13 protein-coding genes and 1 riboswitch are annotated in these 13,344 nt (G+C 66.0%); all 13 genes read right to left on the bottom strand.

Annotated elements, in window-relative coordinates:
• Nucleotides 1-3 precede the first annotated feature (3 nt).
• Nucleotides 4-756 carry an ABC transporter permease gene (locus A3722_RS10595; protein ID WP_067625751.1) on the bottom strand — a complete coding sequence of 251 codons (753 nt, stop codon included), beginning with the start codon at nucleotides 754-756 and terminating at the stop codon, nucleotides 4-6.
• A complete protein-coding gene (locus A3722_RS10590) occupies nucleotides 756-1,493 on the bottom strand; it encodes an ABC transporter ATP-binding protein (protein WP_067625748.1) in 738 nt (245 codons plus the stop codon). Before A3722_RS10590 ends, A3722_RS10595 begins: the two co-directional genes overlap by 1 nt.
• On the bottom strand, nucleotides 1,490-2,173 hold the full coding sequence (locus A3722_RS10585) for a TenA family protein (RefSeq protein ID WP_067625742.1): 684 nt from the start codon (nucleotides 2,171-2,173) through the stop codon (nucleotides 1,490-1,492). Before A3722_RS10585 ends, A3722_RS10590 begins: the two co-directional genes overlap by 4 nt.
• The gene (locus A3722_RS10580; RefSeq protein WP_067625790.1) at nucleotides 2,170-3,117 is read right to left on the bottom strand and encodes an ABC transporter substrate-binding protein; all 948 of its coding nucleotides are present in this window, start codon (nucleotides 3,115-3,117) and stop codon (nucleotides 2,170-2,172) included. The genes A3722_RS10585 and A3722_RS10580 overlap by 4 nt, the downstream gene beginning before the upstream one ends.
• Nucleotides 3,118-3,153: 36 nt before the next feature.
• Entirely contained in the window at nucleotides 3,154-4,116 is a 963-nt protein-coding gene (locus tag A3722_RS10575; RefSeq protein ID WP_201722010.1) for a HesA/MoeB/ThiF family protein, read from the bottom strand.
• Entirely contained in the window at nucleotides 4,113-4,709 is a 597-nt protein-coding gene (locus A3722_RS10570) for a thiamine phosphate synthase (protein WP_067625738.1), read from the bottom strand. Before A3722_RS10570 ends, A3722_RS10575 begins: the two co-directional genes overlap by 4 nt.
• On the bottom strand, nucleotides 4,706-5,467 hold the full coding sequence (locus A3722_RS10565; protein WP_067916119.1) for a thiazole synthase: 762 nt from the start codon (nucleotides 5,465-5,467) through the stop codon (nucleotides 4,706-4,708). The genes A3722_RS10570 and A3722_RS10565 overlap by 4 nt, the downstream gene beginning before the upstream one ends.
• A 3-nt stretch (nucleotides 5,468-5,470) precedes the next feature.
• Entirely contained in the window at nucleotides 5,471-5,668 is a 198-nt protein-coding gene (thiS, locus tag A3722_RS10560) for a sulfur carrier protein ThiS (protein WP_067628286.1), read from the bottom strand.
• Entirely contained in the window at nucleotides 5,658-6,638 is a 981-nt protein-coding gene (locus tag A3722_RS10555; protein ID WP_067628283.1) for an FAD-dependent oxidoreductase, read from the bottom strand. Before A3722_RS10555 ends, thiS begins: the two co-directional genes overlap by 11 nt.
• Nucleotides 6,631-7,434 carry a bifunctional hydroxymethylpyrimidine kinase/phosphomethylpyrimidine kinase gene (gene thiD / locus A3722_RS10550; RefSeq protein WP_067630834.1) on the bottom strand — a complete coding sequence of 268 codons (804 nt, stop codon included), beginning with the start codon at nucleotides 7,432-7,434 and terminating at the stop codon, nucleotides 6,631-6,633. Before thiD ends, A3722_RS10555 begins: the two co-directional genes overlap by 8 nt.
• A 66-nt stretch (nucleotides 7,435-7,500) precedes the next feature.
• Nucleotides 7,501-7,597, bottom strand: a riboswitch (TPP riboswitch).
• A 111-nt stretch (nucleotides 7,598-7,708) separates the two neighbouring features.
• The gene (locus A3722_RS10545; protein ID WP_067630837.1) at nucleotides 7,709-11,038 is read right to left on the bottom strand and encodes an error-prone DNA polymerase; all 3,330 of its coding nucleotides are present in this window, start codon (nucleotides 11,036-11,038) and stop codon (nucleotides 7,709-7,711) included.
• Nucleotides 11,038-12,525, bottom strand: coding sequence for a Y-family DNA polymerase (locus A3722_RS10540; protein WP_067630880.1), 1,488 nt, complete (start codon nucleotides 12,523-12,525; stop codon nucleotides 11,038-11,040). The genes A3722_RS10545 and A3722_RS10540 overlap by 1 nt, the downstream gene beginning before the upstream one ends.
• Nucleotides 12,473-13,207 (bottom strand): ImuA family protein, encoded by a 735-nt coding sequence (locus tag A3722_RS10535; RefSeq protein ID WP_067630839.1) that lies wholly within the window; start codon nucleotides 13,205-13,207, stop codon nucleotides 12,473-12,475. Before A3722_RS10535 ends, A3722_RS10540 begins: the two co-directional genes overlap by 53 nt.
• Nucleotides 13,208-13,344 lie beyond the last annotated feature (137 nt).

The following is a 13,344-nucleotide window of genomic DNA, read 5'->3' as shown; positions in this document are numbered from 1 at the left end:
CCCTTACAGATAGTACCGTCGTGCCGCCCAGCGGGCGAGCGCTTCGACCGCGGTCCACAGCAGCAAGGACAGCGCCGCCAGCACGATCAACGCCGCGAACATCAGAGCAGTTTGGCCGCGGCCATTGGCCATGAGCATCAGATGCCCCAAGCCGCGGGAGGATCCGACCCATTCGCCGATCAGCACGGCGAGGGGGCCGTACACCACCGCGAGGCGCAGGCCCGAGATCAGGCCGGGCACCGCATGGGGCAGGCGCAGCAGCAGCGTTTCGCGCCAACGGTTGGCGCCGGAGAGACGCGATAGATCGCTCAGGCCCGCAGGCAGCGCCATCAGCCGGTCGAAGAGAGCAGAGGCGATGGGGAAATAGGTGACAAGCGCGATGGTGACGATTTTGGACGTCATGCCGTAGCCAAGCCAGAGGGTGATGACCGGGGCGAGGGCGAAGACAGGCACGGCTTGGGCCACCACCAGCATCGGGCGCAGCAACCAGCGCGCGCGGCGCGAAAGGGTCAGCAGCATCGCCGTCTCAATCCCCAAAAAAATCCCCACGCCCAACCCAAGTGCCAGATTGCCCGCCGACCACAGCGCATTCTGCCACAGCAGCGCGGCATTCACGCCCAGCGCCTGCACGACAAGCCATGGTCCCGGCAGGATGAAGCGCGGCACCCCGCTGAGGGTGACCACAAGCTGCCAGATCGCCAGAGCAAGCGCAAAGCATACCGCGCCGCGCCATAGTCTATGCCCCACATGCGCCATCAGGCGACCTGCGCGGGTGCGGCCAGCCCCATCCGGCGGAGGAGATCGGCTTGGGCTGCGAGGGTTTCAGGCGCGTCGATCTCGCGCGGTGGACGCGCTTCGGGCAGGCTGCAGGGGGTGATCCCTTGGCGGCTCACGACCCACGCATGATCGGCCAGCCGTAGGGCTTCGGCAGGGTCATGGGTAATCAGCACGACAGTCCGCCCGCAAAGCAGCCGCGCCGCCAAGTCTTGCATTTTAAGGCGGGTCACCACGTCGAGGGCAGAGAAGGGTTCATCCAGCAGGACAACGGGGCGATCTTCGTAGAGGGTACGCGCAAGGGCGACGCGCTGGCGCTGACCGGCGGAAAGCTCGGCGGGTTTGCGGCCCCCTTCGGCGGCGAGACCCACTTCGGCCAAAAGCGCAGTGGCGCGGTCAGGAACCGCGCGCTCTCCACGCAGGCGGGCGGGGATGGTGACATTTTCCATGGCGCTCGCCCATGGCAGCAACTGATCATCCTGCGCCATCATCGCGACGCGGGGCGCGAGGGGCCGATCGTCATCGGCTGCGATGCGCCCGTTTAGACGGGCGGCAGAGGGCAGGCCCGCCAGAAGGCGCAACAGCGACGTTTTCCCAACGCCGGAGGGGCCGAGCAGCACGTTCCATTGCCCGGCCCTGAAGGTGATATCGAACCTGTCGATCAAGGGGGCAGCGGCCCCCTGCAGCGCACCCGACAGATGAATCGCAGGCGCCGTCATGGTGCGGCGGGCGCAAGCGCCATGCCCCAGAAACCAACCTCAAGCCGGGTCGCGGTATTGAAACGCTCTTGCAGGGTTTTGGCGCGCGGCAGTGTTTTCCATTCCGCGCTCAGACGCCGCCGCAATGCGCCGTCGATCAAAGCACCAACATCCCGGCAAAGCGCTTGGTAATCTTCACCGCCATAGACGGCGCACCAATCGGCATAGGGGCCATCATTGCCCCGAAGGCTCAGCCCAATCTCACCATAGCCCAACATACAGGGCGCAAGTGCGGCCATCAGATCAAGGAAATCACCGGAATAGCCCGCCTCTAAAACATAGCGTGTATAGGCGAGGTTGCCCGGTGCCTCTGCCGTGGCTTCAAGCGTGGCGCGGTCGATGCCTTGGCGCGCGCAGGTTTCCACATGCAGTGGCATCTCTACATGAACAAGCGCATGAACCGTAGCACTGGCTGCGGCCATCTCATCCAGCGTTTCCGCCTTGGCTGCGGCCAGCGCCCATGCGCGGGCGAAATGGATCAGAAACACATAGTCCTGCCGTAGATAGTGCAGATAGCTGGCCTGTGGCAGCGTCCCCGCGCGCAGCTCTTCGACAAAGGCATGGCGGATGTAGTCCCGCCACGCCTCTCCGGCGCCGCTGCGCCATGCGGCAAAGGCATCGCCGTAGTCGGGTGCCGTCATGGCTTGGCCTGCGCGGTGACATCGACCACCAGATCAGCGGCGGGGATCACGGTCTCGACCACACCGCTTTCCTGCATGAAAGCCTCGAACCGGTCGTAGCGCCCATGATCCACGGCGGCGGGGCGGGTGGCGAAACGCGGCCATGTGTCTTCCCATGCGCGGGTGTTCAGCTCGTTGCGCAACTCGGCATCGGAGGCAAAAAAGGTCTCGCCGCTGGCAGCCGGATCGTTGACGATATCGGCCGCGGCACGTTCGGTGGCACGCAGGAAGCGCGCGATCATCTCGCGGTCCATATCCTCGGCATGGGCGACATAGATCAACTCGTCATAGGCGGGCACGCCTTCGGCCTCGGGATAAAAGCAACGGCCCTCATGGCCTTCGATCTGCATCTGGTTCAACTCGAAATTGCGGAACGCGCCAATCACGCCGTCGACCTGACCCGACATGAGCGCGGGCGAGATCGACCAGCCAATGTTGATCTGTTCAACCTCAGAGGGGGCCACGCCATGGTGGTTCAGCATCGCGTCCAACAGCATCTCTTGCACGCCTGCCACGGCGAAACCCACTTTCCGGCCCTTGAGGTCGGCCATCTCTTTGACCGGCCCGTCGGCGCGCACCACGAGGCAGGTCAGCGGGGTCTCGACCAAGGTGCCCACGCGGCGCAGGTCCAACCCCTCGCGCTGGGCGAGATGCAGTTCCGGCTGGTAGGAGACCGCCAGATCGACCCGGCCTGCCGCCACCATGCGCGGCGGATCGTTCGGGTCAGCGGGAGAGATCAGTTCAACCTCCAGCCCCGCTTCGGTGAAATAGCCCTTTTCCTCGGCCAGAATGATCGGCCCGTGGTCGGGGTTGATGAACCAATCCAGCATGACTGTCATCTTGTCTTGGGCCAAGGCCGGGGCGGCGATCAATGTCAGGGCGAGGGGAGTAAGGATGTGTTTCACGAAGGGCTCCATTTTGTGGTTTTGTTCAAGAAAGGGTCAGGCACCGGGCAGGGCCAGCAGGGCGATTTCTCCCGGCCAGCGTCCGCGGAGGGTGTTGGCCGCGTGATGCGCGCGCAGGCCGGTGCGGCAGGCGAGCACGATGCGCGGGATGTGGGGGGGCAACGGCAGGTCCGGCAGCGCCTCGGGGGGGACATGGCGCGCTTGGGCTGAGAAGGGCGCGGGCGCTTCGGCGCGCAGGTCAATGACCATATCGCGCGGGGCGATCTGGCTTTCGGCGATGAAATTTTCGGACGACGCAGGTTCGGGTGCGCCATCAAAGCGAAAGCCCGACATCCGCCATTGTACAGCGTCCCAAATCATTAACTGCCCGAGCGGAGAAGGCGACAGCCCCAGCAGCACCGAGAGCGCCATCTGCGCCTGCGCCGCGCCGATCACCCCCACCACGGGGCCCAAGACGCCCGCCGTGGCACAGGTGGCCGCCGTCTGCGGCAAATCAGGGAAAACCGCGCGGAGAGAGGGGGCAGGCCCGCAAAAGCCGCCAACATAGCCCGACAGCCCAAGCGCCGAAGCCGAGATCAGTGGCTTGCCTTGCGCCAAAGACAGATCCGAAAGCGTTAGGCTGGCGGCGAAAGTGTCCGCGCAGTCGAGGGCAATATCGCACTCCGCCAGTAATCCGGGGGCGTTGGCGGGGGTAAGCCATTCGGCACGCGGGGTGAGCGTCACCTCCGGGTTCAGCGCCGCCATCGCCTCTGCCGCGGCGATGACCTTGGGCCTGCCGATATCGCTCATTTGGTAGAGAGGTTGGCGGTGCAGGTTACTCATCACCACCACATCGCCATCGACCAATGTGATCTGCCCAACACCGGCCCCGACGAGATATTGCAGCACCGGCACCGCCAGCGCTCCGGCGCCGACGACGAGCACATGCGCGGCGGTAAGCCGTTCCTGCCCCTCAGCACCGACCTGCGGCAGAATGGTCTGCCGGGCGTAGCGGCTCATGCCGTTACCTTGAGCCATTCGCGCATCCGCGCTTCGGGGTCGGCATTCAGCGTGATATCCGTGACCGCCGCCACTGTATCGGCCCCGGCGGCAAAGGCCCCCGGCGCGCGGGCGACGCTCATCCCGCCGATGGCGCAAAGCGGGATATCCCCGATCCGCGCCTTCCATTCGGTCAGCCGGTCGAGGCCCTGTTCGGTCCATTTCATCTTTTTCAGAATGGTCGGATAGACCGGACCAAGGGCGATGTAGTCGGGGGCGAGGGCCAGCGCGCGGTCAAGTTCGGCGTGGTCATGGGTGGAGAGGCCCAGTTTCAGCCCCGCGCGGCGGATCGCGGGGATGTCGGCTGTGTCCAGATCCTCTTGGCCCAGATGCAGCCACTCGGCCCCCAGTTCGATCGCCAGTTGCCAGTGGTCATTCACCACCAGCAGCGCGCCGTGCTGGCGGCAGAGGTCGAGCGCGGTGGTGATCTCATCGCGCAGCAGGTCATGGGGCGCGTCTTTGACGCGCAACTGCACCAGCTTGACGCCCAAGGGCACCGCCCGCGCAACCCATGCAGCACTGTCAAAAACGGGATAAAAACGCGGCAGGGTCATAGCCAAGCCTTTCCGATGACGGGGGTGGAGGGCACCGCCATATCGCGCTGGCCCATGGGGCCGGAGGCGGCGGCAAGCGCCCCCGCGCGGCAGGCCAGCGCAAAGGCCTCGGCCATGGCAGCGGGGTCGCGGGCTTCGGCGACGGCGGTGTTGAGGAGCACCGCGTCGAACCCCATCTCAAGCGCCTGCGCGGCATGGCTGGGCAGGCCGAGGCCCGCGTCGATCACCATGGCCACCTCCGGAAATGCCGCCCGCAGGCTGCGCAGCCCGTGCAGGTTGTTCAGCCCCAGCCCTGACCCAATCGGCGCGCCCCAAGGCATCAACACCCGGCAACCCGCATCGACAAGCCGCCCGGCCAACACCTGATCTTCGGTGGTGTAGGGAAAGACCTCGAACCCATCGGCGCAAAGCGCCTCGGCGGCCTCAACCAAGCCGAAGGGGTCAGGCTGCAGGGTGTCGGCATGGCCGATAACTTCCAGCTTGATCCAATTGGTCCCGAAATACTCCCGTGCCATCTGTGCCGTGGTGATCGCCTCCCGCGCCGAATGGCAACCGGCAGTGTTGGGCAGCAGATGCACGCCGAGCCCGCGCACCATATCCCAAAACGCCTGACCCGCGCCCTGTTCGCGGCGCAGCGAAACGGTTGCGACCGGGGCGGCACTTTGGCGAAAGGCGGCCTCCATCACCGCGGGCGAGGGGTAGCGCGCGGTGCCCAGCATCAGCGGCAGGGGCAGGGTGGTGCCGTAGAAATCGCGCATCGCTCAGCCCCCCTGCATGGCGCTGAGCACTTCGAGCTGGTCGCCGTCACTGAGCGTCGTCGCGCCCCGCGCGCCTGCGGGGACGAAATTGCCGTTGAGTGCGGTGGCGACCTTGGCTTCGCCCCAGCCAAGCTCCACCAAGGCCGCGTTAAGCTGCGTGGCTGTGACCTCACGCGCTTCGCCGTTCACTTCAATTTTCACGAAATAAATCCCCCGTTGTCGCTGTTGCAAGAAAGGCTGCGGCCTGTTCTGCCAAGGCCGGTGCCATGAGGAACCCGTGCCGAAACAATCCGTTAAGATGCAGCACTGCGCCGCGTTGCACGATGCCGGGAAGGTTGTCGGCAAAGGCGGGGCGCAGGTCGGCGCCCATCTCAATGATCTCGCCTTCGGCAAAGCGCGGGTCGAGCGCATAGGCCGCCGAGAGCAGTTCCAGCGCCGAGCGCGCGGTCATTTGGGCGCGACTGGCGCTTTCGATCTGGGTCGCGCCCAGCATGTAAATTCCGTTCCCGCGCGGCACGACGTAAAGCGGGTGGCGCGGGTGCAGCAGGCGGATCGGGCGGGTGAGGGTGATCTCAGGCGCGCGCAGCAAGATCATCTCACCGCGCACCGCCCGCAGACCGGGTAGGTCGGCGCTGGCGGCCATGCCACGGCAGTCGATCACCGGGCCTGTGACCTCCGAAGGGGTGAGGGGCGTGGTCTCGACCTTCACCCCTTGGGCGGCGAGCGTTTGGGACAGATCATGCAGCGCTTGGCGCGGGTTCAGATGCGCTTCTTCGGCAAAGAACAGCCCGCGCCGATGACGCCCTGCGAGGTCCGGTTCTAGGGCCGCGATGGCCTCGGCATCGCAAGTGCTGTGGCTTTTGGTCCGGTCGGCAAACCGCTGGATCTCAGCGCGGTCCCGTTCCGGGGCGAGGACCAGCGTGCCCCTGTGGGTGACCTCGGTGATCTCAGACCAGAGCGCCGCGGCACGCCGCCCGTTGGTCACCACCGCAGGCTCGCTCAGCGCGCCTTCGCAAAAGGGCGCGAGCATCCCGCCCGCCCACCATGAACAGCCATGCGGCCCGGGCGTGCCTTTGCGGTCGACCAACCGGGGCCGCAGCCCCTGCGCCAGACAGGCCCGCGCGGCCCAAAGCCCCGCAACGCCTGCGCCGATGATGGTGACGTCACTCATGGGACCAAACCGCGTGGAAGTGGTGGACCGGACCGAGGCCGCTGCCGATGTTGAGGGTGTCGGCAGCAGTAATGGCGCGTTGCAGATAGGCGTGGGCCACCTGTACGGCGTCTTGCAGTGTCTGCCCCCGCGCCAGCCCCGCGGCGATGGCGGCAGAAAGGGTGCAGCCGGTGCCGTGGGTGTTGGCGGTGTGCTGGCGGGGCGCGGAAAGGCGCAGGGTTTCATCTGCGGTGATCAGCAGATCGACGCAGGTTTCCCCTGTACCATGCCCGCCCTTCATCATCACTGCGCCGGGACCGGCAGAGAGCAGGGCGCGGCCCTGTTCCAACATGGCGGCCTCATCGGTGGCTTCCGGCCTGTCCAGCAGCCGTGCGGCCTCGGGCAGGTTTGGCGTTAGTACATGGGCCAAGGGGAGCATCCGGTCACGCAGGGTCGCCACCGCCTCAGCAGAGAGCAGCGCATCGCCGGATTTCGCCACCATCACCGGGTCGAGTACCACAGGCGCGGCGCAGCCCGCCAGTCCCTCGGCCACGGCGGTGATCGTTTCAGGATCGCCCAACATGCCGATCTTCACCGCACCGATTGCCAGATCATCAAAGACTGCCGCCATCTGTGCCCGGATCATTTTGGGGGAGATCATCTCAACCCCGGTGACCGCGCGGGTGTTCTGCGCGGTCACGGCGGTGAGCACGCTGGCCCCGTAAACGCCAAGCGCGCTGAAGGTCTTCAGATCGGCCTGAATCCCCGCCCCGCCGCCGCTGTCGGACCCCGCAATCGTCAGTGCTTGAAACGCCATTTGGCCCCCATGTGTTAGATGGGCCAAGGGCGTGTGGATACGGGATAAACGACGGGCCGCATGGGGCCGATGCTTGGTTCCGTTCCCTACGCCGGTACGACCCGGATCAGGTTCGATGGGTCGGTTTTCACCTCTCAGCCTTGCGGCACCCCAACGGATTGCGGGCAGGCTAGCGAGGCGGGCTGGCAGGGTCAACTGGTGATGGTTAATTTATGAGTTGTCTTTCTGTATCAACTATTTGCGAGTCACACTTCATCAAATACATGAAGATTCGTTAATGAAAATCCCGCGACTTCGGGATCACCCGCGCATCGCGCGGATGGCTATGCATCGCCACCTGACCGGGCAGCGGATGGGTCGGGTGATCGCCCCGCGTGGTGATGCCGGGCATCGGTGCATCCGACAGCGAAGCAAGCCTGTCAGAGCGGTCCTCAAGCCGGTCGGCCACCACATGGATCACCCGCCCGTCGGTCTGCACGTGCCCTTCGACCACCAGCAGCCGCGCGGCCATGATCGTGGGGCGGTAAAGCTTGAACATATTGGGCCAGATCACGAGGTTCGCCACGCCGCATTCATCCTCCAGCGTGATGAAACAGACCCCCTTGGCGCTGCCCGGCTTTTGCCGCACCAGCACCAGCCCGGCGAGCTTGACCCGCCGCCCGTGGCCCATTCGCCCCAAATCGCGGGCCGAAGCAAACCCCTGCGCGGCGAGGCTGGAGCGGTAAAAGGACATCGGATGCGCCTTCAGCGACAGGCGCAGCGTTTGGTAGTCGGCCACGACCTGTTCGGCCTTCGGCATCACCGGCAAGGTGACCTCCGGCTCCGGCCCCTGAGACGCGGCCTCCGCATGGTCAAAGATCGGCAAGGCGGGCGCGTCGCGCAGCCCTTGCGCTTGCCAGAGCGCTTGGCGTCGGTCGATCCCCATGCTGCGCATCGTGTCGGCGGCGGCAAGCTGGCGGATCGCCTTGGCATCGAGCCCGGCGCGAGACTTGAGGTCTTCGACATCCGCGTAAGGCGCCTCGCGCCGGTCCATGATCCGCGCGGCGGCCTTCTCTTGCAACCCGTCCACCATGCGCAGCCCCAGCCGCAGGGCAAAACCGTCGCCGCAGGGCTCCAGCGTGCAGTTCCAGTCGGAGTAATTCACATCAACCGCGCGCACCTCGACCTGATGCTCGCGGGCGTCGCGCACAATCTGGGCGGGCGCATAAAATCCCATCGGCTGGGAGTTCAGCAGCGCGCAGGCAAAGGCCGCCGGGTAGTGGCATTTCATCCAACTTGAGACATAGACCAGCTTGGCAAAACTCGCCGCATGGCTCTCGGGGAAACCATATTCGCCGAACCCCTTGATCTGGTCAAAACAGCGCTGCGCAAAGACCGGGTCATAGCCGCGTTTGGTCATCCGGCCCACCATCTTGTCTTGCAGCTTCTCGATCGTCCCGCGCGAGCGGAAGGTGGCCATGGCCTTGCGCAGCTCATTGGCCTCGGTCGGGGAAAACTGTGCCGCGTCGATGGAGATTTTCATCGCCTGTTCTTGAAAGATCGGCACGCCCAGCGTCCGGCTGAGGATGCTGAAGAGCTCATCCTGCGGAAATGCCGGGCCGGGGGCGGGATAGACGACGCTCTCCATCCCCTGACGGCGGCGCAGATAGGGGTGGACCATGTCGCCTTGGATCGGGCCGGGGCGGACGATGGCGACCTCGATCACCAGATCGTAAAAGACCCGCGGGCGCAGCTTCGGCAGCATCGCCATCTGCGCGCGGCTTTCGACCTGAAACACGCCCAGACTGTCGCCCCGGCAGAGCATGTCGTAGGTCGGCCGCCCGGTGGCGTCGTCCTCGTGATCCTCCACCGGGACGGTGGCCAGTTCCAGCGGGCGGTCGTAATGCGCCTCGATCAGATCAAAGCATTTGGCGATACAGGTGAGCATGCCAAGGGCGAGGATATCGACCTTGAAGATTTGCAGCGCGTCGATGTCGTCCTTGTCCCACTCGATGAAGCTGCGCTCGGGCATGGCGCCGTTGCCGATGGGCACGATCTCGGTCAGGGGGCGCTCGGTCAGGATGAAACCGCCGACGTGTTGGCTCAGGTGGCGCGGCATGCCGATCATCTGGGAGGCCAGTTTCAGCACCATGCGCAGATAGGGGTCGGAGAGGTCCAACCCCGCCTCGCGGGCGCGGTCATCGTCCATCTGGCCCTCGAAACTGCCCCAGATCGTGCCCGCGAGTTTTGAGGTCACGTCTTCCGACAGCCCCATCGCCTTGCCGACCTCGCGAATGGCCGAGCGTGGGCGGTAGTGGATCACCGTGGCGCAGAGCCCGGCGCGGTGGCGGCCGTATTTGCCGTACATGTATTGGATGACCTCTTCGCGCCGCTCATGCTCGAAATCCACGTCGATGTCGGGCGGCTCATCGCGTTCCTCGGAAAGGAACCGCTCGAACAGCAGGTTGTGCACCGCCGGGTCGACCGAGGTGATGCCGAGGCAGAAGCAGACGGCGGAGTTGGCCGCCGAGCCGCGCCCTTGGCAGAGGATCGGCGGCTCAGCTTCCTCGCGGGCAAAGCGCACGATGTCGTAGATGGTCAGGAAATAGCGGGCGATCTTTTTGGCGGAGATGAGCGCGAATTCCTTCTCGATCGTCTTGGTCACCGCCTCGGGCACGCCTTGCGGGTAGCGGCGGGCGGCACCCTCCCATGTCAGCCGCGCCAATTCCTCCATCGGGCTGCGGCCTTCGGGGACGATCTCATGCGGGTATTCGTAGGCCAGATCGGTGAGGCGAAAGGTGATCCTGTCCGCCAGCCGGCGCGTCTCGGCGATGGCATGGGGCCAGTCGGCGAAGAGGCGGGCCATGGCCTCGGGCGATTTCAGGTGCCGCTCGGCATTGGCGGCCAAGAGATAGCCCGCTTTCGGCACGATCACGCCTTCGCGGATCGCCACCATCACGTCTTGCAAGGGCCGCCGGTGGCGCGCGTGATAGAGCACGTCATTGGTGGCCAAAATCCTCAGCCCATGGGCGCGGGCCAGTGCATCTAAGCGGTTGATCCGCGCCCGGTCATCTCCGCGATAGAGAAAACTCGCCCCGATATGGTGCATCTCCGGCAGCGCTTTCACCAGACGCGGCAGGCCAGCGGCAAAGACATCAAGGTTTTCGGGTGGCATCACGATCAGATGCAGCCCCTCGGCATGCCCCTGCAGCATCTCCAGCGTCAGATGGGTCTCACCCTTTTGTTGCCATTCGCCGTCCACCGATTGCATCTTGCCCGCCGACAGCAGGGTGGAAAGCCGCGCATAGGTGGCGCGGTCTTGCGGGTAGGCGAGGATTTCCGTGCCACAGAGCAGCACCAGACGCGCGCCGATCAGGGGGCGGATATGGGCCTTTTCCGCCTCCACATGCAGCCGCACCACGCCCGCCAGCGTGTTGTGATCCGCGATGCCGAGGCTGTCGTAGCCGTGGTGATAGGCCATCTCGATCAGATCCACGGCGTCGGAGGCCGCGCGCAAGAAGGAAAAGCAACTGGCCAGCCCAAACTCCACGTACTCCGCCCGCGGCGGGGCGGCAAAACCGTCTTCGCCCAGCGTTCGGCGTTTATGTCCTTCTTGCTCGGGCATCAGGCGAAAAGCCCATGCAAAAACCAGCGCGGCTCGGCCCCGCGACCGTCATAGATCACCCCCTCGCGGTAGAGCCAGAAACGCTGTCCGCCCTCGACCTCCACCTTGTAGTAATCGCGCAGCCGGGTGCCGGGGCGGTCGCGCCACCATTCGGGCGCGATGCGTTCCGGCCCGGTGTGGCGCGTGGTTTTATAGGTGACGCGCCGCCAGTTGAACTGCGAGGGCGGGCCTTCGGGCACGGCATAGATCACGCGCACTTCCTCGGGCGGAGTTAGCAGGCGCAGGGGGCGCTCGCGCAGCAAGGCGGGTGCGGCTGTAGGCGTGCCGTGCAGGGCGTCGACACGTTGCTCCACCCGTTCGGGCTTATGGGTCTCGCGCCACTGCGGCCAGTTGACCTTGTCCGCGCCCAGCTTCGCGGCGAGCCGGTCGAGCAGCCCGGCCACATCCGCCGAAGGGTCGCGTTTGCCGTCGAGGTGGTCTTGCATCAGCGGCAGCGGTTCGCTGGTCAGCGCCTCCAGCGTCAGCAGGTCAAAGCCGAAGCCGCTGTCGATGTTTTCCAGTTTGCCGTCGAACAGCCTGCGCAGATGCGCGGGGTCACGGCTGGCCCGCGCCGTGGCGACCCCAAGCGCGCGCCAATCGCCGTCGATGCGGTAGATGGTCAGGCGCAACCGCCGCGCGCCAAGCTCGGCGCGGGCCAGAAGGGTGCAGAGGTCATCGACCAGCGCGGGCAGATGCGGGGCGGGGTCGATCACCGGCTCAGGCAGGCGACTGCGGGTCATGAAGTGGCGGTGGTCCGGCGGGGCGTTCAGCGGGTCGGGGGCCTTGCCGAGAGCTTTGTCCAGCAGGATCAGCGGGTTGCGATCGGGCTTGAGGCTGGCAAAGCGCCGCATCAGCGCGGCGCGGGGCAGATCGCTGAGCGCGCCAATGGTCTTGAGGCCAAGCCGGTCCAAGAGCCGTGTGGTCTGGGCATCCAGCCGCAGGGCGGCGACGGGCAGGGGGGCGAGGGCGGCGCTCACATCCTCGGCCCCGCAGAGCTGCGCGCCGGAGCCGAAGCGTGCCAGTGCCTGCGCGGCACCGGGTGTGGGGGCCATGGCGCAGCGCGCGGTCAGCCCCTGTAGCGCAAAACGGCTGCGGATGTCGCGCAGCATCGCGGCCTCTCCGCCGAACAGATGGGTGCAGCCGGTCACGTCCAGCAGCAGGCCATGGTCCTGATCCCGCGCCGTCCAAGGGCACCAGCGCCGCGCCCAATGCACCAGCCGCTGGATCAGCGCCTCATCGCCCTCCAGATCCGCAGGCTCGACATGCAGATCGGGGTGAATGGCCTGCACATCGACCACCCGCGCGCCCGCCTCGATCCCGCGCATCGTGGCGGCAGCGCTCAGCCCATGGACCACCGGCCCATGGGTTCCGTCGCGCGACAGGACGACCGGCACCTCATCCCCCGGAACGCTGCGGTATTGGGCTATCACCCGGCGCCACCGCTCCATCGTCAGCATAGGGAACCAGACGGAGACGATCCGCGGCGCGGGGGCTTTGGCTTTTGTCGGGGTCATGGGCAGCCACCCAACGTCCCGGCGCATGGCCACGCGCGCGAAACAGCTCTAAATCCCAGCGGGCCGCGCCGGGGGCCTGCGCATCGTATGGATGGGCCTGTGAGGGCAGCGAGGAAATGCGCCACCGCATCCGCGCCGCACTCAAGCCGCCGGGATCGCCGCTGCGAATGAGATAGAGCGGCACGTTTGAGGCCTCGGCCCGAAGCGAGAGCCGTTTGGTGGCGGTGAAATCCAGCACCTCCGGTCCGCCGTGCACCTCGCCGATCACGGCCGAGAGACCCGCACAGGCAGCCCCTTCCTCCATCGTCCAGAGCACGTCGCGCGGATGGCTGACCGTGACCAGCAGCACCGGCTGTTCTAGCCCGAAGTCGCGCAGGCTGGGCGTATAGGGCGCCCCATTCTCGCGCCGCGACAGAAAGTCCTGCACCCAAAGCACCGGCCCCTTGCCACGCGGCAAGAGCGACAGCACGAAGGCACTGGCCGGGGCCGTGGCGAAGGCCCCCGGAAAGACATCCGTCAGCGGCGCATGCGTAGCCAGAACCCCCGGTTCGGGGAGTGTCGACGGCAGCCGCCGCGGCAGGGTAAGGACCTGCCCATATGTAGAATCGGTTGTCATGCACGACTCCATATGTTCACATTTTGTTCTATTCATAAACGATGAACTGCGGTTCTGTCAAAGATTTGAGCGGTGCCGCGAAGCCCTTGCCGGGGCGCGGAAAAACCGCATCTACTGGGCCTAGGGCGGCGACAGGA

It is taken from the genome of Sulfitobacter sp. HI0027 (genome assembly GCF_001634775.1).
GTDB lineage: Bacteria > Pseudomonadota > Alphaproteobacteria > Rhodobacterales > Rhodobacteraceae > Sulfitobacter.
Note: the sequence above shows the minus strand (reverse complement) of the source record. Positions and strands in the feature narration are given on the sequence as shown.

Bases quoted from the DNA above. Each gene is read 5' to 3' on its own strand.
- A3722_RS10565 (WP_067916119.1), bottom strand. From the start codon at position 5,467: ATGCGCGATTTCTACGGCACCACCCTGCCCCTGCCGCTGATGCTGGGC.
- A3722_RS10590 (WP_067625748.1), bottom strand. From the start codon at position 1,493: ATGACGGCGCCTGCGATTCATCTGTCGGGTGCGCTGCAGGGGGCCGCT.
- A3722_RS10595 (WP_067625751.1), bottom strand. From the start codon at position 756: ATGGCGCATGTGGGGCATAGACTATGGCGCGGCGCGGTATGCTTTGCG.
- A3722_RS10575 (WP_201722010.1), bottom strand. From the start codon at position 4,116: ATGAGCCGCTACGCCCGGCAGACCATTCTGCCGCAGGTCGGTGCTGAG.
- A3722_RS10555 (WP_067628283.1), bottom strand. From the start codon at position 6,638: ATGAGTGACGTCACCATCATCGGCGCAGGCGTTGCGGGGCTTTGGGCC.
- thiD (WP_067630834.1), bottom strand. From the start codon at position 7,434: ATGGCGTTTCAAGCACTGACGATTGCGGGGTCCGACAGCGGCGGCGGG.
- A3722_RS10585 (WP_067625742.1), bottom strand. From the start codon at position 2,173: ATGACGGCACCCGACTACGGCGATGCCTTTGCCGCATGGCGCAGCGGC.
- A3722_RS10540 (WP_067630880.1), bottom strand. From the start codon at position 12,525: ATGGAGCGGTGGCGCCGGGTGATAGCCCAATACCGCAGCGTTCCGGGG.
- A3722_RS10545 (WP_067630837.1), bottom strand. From the start codon at position 11,038: ATGCCCGAGCAAGAAGGACATAAACGCCGAACGCTGGGCGAAGACGGT.
- A3722_RS10570 (WP_067625738.1), bottom strand. From the start codon at position 4,709: ATGACCCTGCCGCGTTTTTATCCCGTTTTTGACAGTGCTGCATGGGTT.
- A3722_RS10535 (WP_067630839.1), bottom strand. From the start codon at position 13,207: ATGACAACCGATTCTACATATGGGCAGGTCCTTACCCTGCCGCGGCGG.